Origin of the sequence: Microcystis sp. M49636_WE2 (assembly GCF_030065375.1) — a bacterium.
Taxonomy (GTDB): domain Bacteria; phylum Cyanobacteriota; class Cyanobacteriia; order Cyanobacteriales; family Microcystaceae; genus Microcystis; species Microcystis aeruginosa_C.
In genome coordinates this window covers 1-3,164 of record NZ_JASJFG010000694.1, presented here as the reverse complement: position 1 = coordinate 3,164, position 3,164 = coordinate 1, and the positions used below count along the sequence as shown (strand labels likewise).

Here is a 3,164-nt window from a genome sequence, read left to right as displayed (position 1 = left end):
TTTGACAACATCCAGACAAACGTTATTGTAGGGGTAATTCATGAATTACCCCTACACCTATTACCTAGTCCAGTAACCCACCACCATCGACAGTGGTTGATGTAATCATCTGATGGACTATGACTAGGGAGCTAGTTAAGAGTAGATTAGAGATGAAGATTGATTGAATGAACCAATCATAGTTAAGACCGTTGGAAAAGAGGGTTCGTAGGCGCACGGATTTTCCATTGTGAATATAGTATCCTGTCAAGTCGCCTTTGTCAAGAGAAAATTTAACAACATCCAGAAAAACGTTATTGTAGGGGTAATTCATGAATTACCCCTACACCTATTACCTAGTGATAAGTAAAACCTAGGGTGCGTTAGTTGTAACCCACCACTTATTATTGACTTGATCGGCGATCACACCCTGTAAGGGTGAACATTCGGGGGATAACCCATCGCTGAAACCGTAGATTTCCTATCCGAATGTTGCGCCCCTACTTTTTCAGCATACCCTAATTAATCGGGCAATTTATACTGTTCCACAATCTTTTTAGCATATTCAGGAACATGAGCCGCTAATTTTTCAGGATAATTACGTTTAACATAAAGGTAATTACGGGTAAAGTGAGAATCGATGGAAAAGCGAGCATATTCTAAACCTTTAGGCCCGATTTTTTCAATTACTACTCCCATCATTTTTGCCGCCCACATCGGCAAGGTTACACCTTTATCATAGGCAGGAATGCTATTTTGTACCGCCTGTTTTCTATCACCACTAGACATAACATCTTGGGTGTCTAATTGATCTTTAACTAACTCTAACATTTCCTTGCCCGTATCATTACGAACCATAATCCATTGCCAGCCAAAAGGTGCGCCCATATAGCCCACAACTAAATCAGCAAGGGAGTTAACATAATCAAAACAAGTCATACAGGAAGGGGCAAAAACATCTTTTAATTTATTAGTTTTTAAGCCAAAAAAGGGAACCATTTCCATCGAGCCGTCTTCGTGTTTAAAGTGTACCCGAAAATCCTGCATAAATTCGTAGTGAACCACAGTTTCTGGGGAACGACTGGTAGTTTCTAGAAACTTTTGCAGTCCTGAGCGGGTGACATTATCGACGCAGGGAGTTCCTAAGACATATAATTTTTCCAAGCCTAATTTTTTTTCTACTGCTCTTAGGGCTTGAATTTGACAACCAACTCCGATAACTAATAACCGTTTCATGCCCGATTTTTCAATTTCTTCTAGGACTGATAAATTGGGAGAAAGAGTCGGTTTATTAACTTTAGCGGCGAGAATTTCTTCCGTGGTACGGGCAAGAATCGGCTGCGGTTGAAAGCGATCCTCGGCGGTATTCTGCACACAAACCACCCCTTCTACTAAACCACGATCGAGCATTTCACAGGCAATTGTGCTGACGATTCCTGTCCATTGCGCCCCAGGGATAGCTTGTTTTTTCTTGGCAGCCATCATCTCTTGATGAACACCAAAATAGAGATCATTTTCCTGATTTAAGTCGCGACTTTTGCCGTGTGATGCTGCTTCTAAATCGGCGATTTGTTGATTGAGAAAAGCACAAGCTTCTTTAACATAGTGAATATAATAAGTGTCACAAAGTCCGCACTCGCTGCACAATTCTTTGGCAGGACGACGACTATTTGACTTGAGGGCTTTGGCTTTTAGGTGTGGCGCAAGGGAGTTCATAATCTTAAAAGGCAACTAGGTCAAGGGTTTTTTTCTATTGATCGTTTACCTTACCGCATTAGATCGCTTTGTTACCAATCTTTTTAAAGAAATGTAACGATTACCCGGAATAGGATCAGAGCAAAGCTTCTAAGGTGGCGACGACGGAAGCCGCTAAAGTTTCTAAATCATAACCGCCTTCTAAGCCGAAAAGCAGCGGTTTATTGAGAGTTAAGAGGTATTTGGTTAAAATTCCATAATCCTGTGGGTGTAAACAAATTCCCGCCAGAGGATCCGCTTGATTGGCATCATATCCAGCACTAACAATCACTAAATCCGGTTGAAAATTTTTCAGAAAAGGTATGACTTGCCCCTCAAAATGTTCTTGATAATCTTTAATCGTACTTCCCGCCGATAAGGGAATATTCAAAACATTATTAAACTCCCCTTTTTCTCTCGCTTCTCCCGTGCCTGGATAAAAGGGGAATTGATGGAGGGAACAATAGGCAATCTGGGGATGATTTTCGACTATATCCTGGGTGCCATTGCCGTGATGTACGTCCCAATCAAGAATCGCTACTTTTTGCACTCTTTTGTTTTCCAAAGCATAATAGGCGGCAATAGCAGCATTAGAAAACAGACAGAAACCCATGCCATAATTAGAAGTGGCATGATGTCCGGGGGGACGGGCTAAAATAAAGGTAGGATCGCCAGTAGATAAGACTCGTTCGACTCCATCTAACCAGCCACTAACCGCTAGTAACGCCACATCGTAACTACGCGCAGAAACGGGAGTATCGGCATCCAATCTTCCTCCGCCCTGTTGACAAATTCGCCGCAATCTATCAACATAATCTTGATTATGAACTTGTTTAATCAAAGGAATTACTTCGTCACGAATTTCGAGCGGTGTCGGTAAATGCCATGTTAATTTTGACTGCCATTCTGTTTGTTTTAAAGCCTCGACAATTGCCGTTAAACGCGCCGCTTTTTCGGGATGGTAAATACCTGTATCGTGATCGAGAAATTCATCGGAATAGATAATCGATATCATAATCAAATTACTGCTTAAGTAGCTGGTTATAATTAAATTGAAGATAGATTTTAGGTTCGATCCCCCCTGCCCCCCTTATTAAGGGGGGTGCCGATAGGCGGGGGGATCTGACAGTTTTTAACACCTAACTGCTTAACTCGTTGATTTTTGAGCAACCCAATGATTTTAATCTATCAGAAAAACAGGGGCTTGAGGAGCTATAGTGAAAAAACTTTACCGATCGGGCCACTTTTGCCGGATGATGCAATTATCTCCCCCTAAGGTGACAGGAAGCAAAAATGCTGACAAATTTTCAGAAATTTCAGCTAGAAGTTAATGGCATTACTATCAATGGTGTCAAAGGTGGGCGCGGTTTTCCGCTGCTTTTGCTCCATGGTTATCCCCAAACCCATCAAATGTGGCATAAAATCGCCCCCCGATTAGCGGCTAATTTTAC

At 41.8% G+C, this 3,164-nt stretch carries 3 protein-coding genes; 1 reads left to right on the top strand and 2 read right to left on the bottom strand.

Features of this window, described 5'->3' with window-relative positions; genetic code table 11:
• Positions 1-501: 501 nt before the first annotated feature.
• Entirely contained in the window at positions 502-1,695 is a 1,194-nt protein-coding gene (locus PX484_RS15940; RefSeq protein ID WP_287767167.1) for a Coenzyme F420 hydrogenase/dehydrogenase, beta subunit C-terminal domain, read from the bottom strand.
• Between the two features lie 115 nt (positions 1,696-1,810).
• A complete protein-coding gene (locus tag PX484_RS15935) occupies positions 1,811-2,728 on the bottom strand; it encodes a histone deacetylase family protein (protein WP_287767169.1) in 918 nt (305 codons plus the stop codon).
• 278 nt (positions 2,729-3,006) lie between these two features.
• On the opposite strand from PX484_RS15935, the gene PX484_RS15930 reads away from it, so the two are divergent.
• A partial coding sequence (locus PX484_RS15930; protein WP_502882754.1) for an alpha/beta fold hydrolase occupies positions 3,007-3,164 on the top strand: 158 nt, incomplete at its 3' end.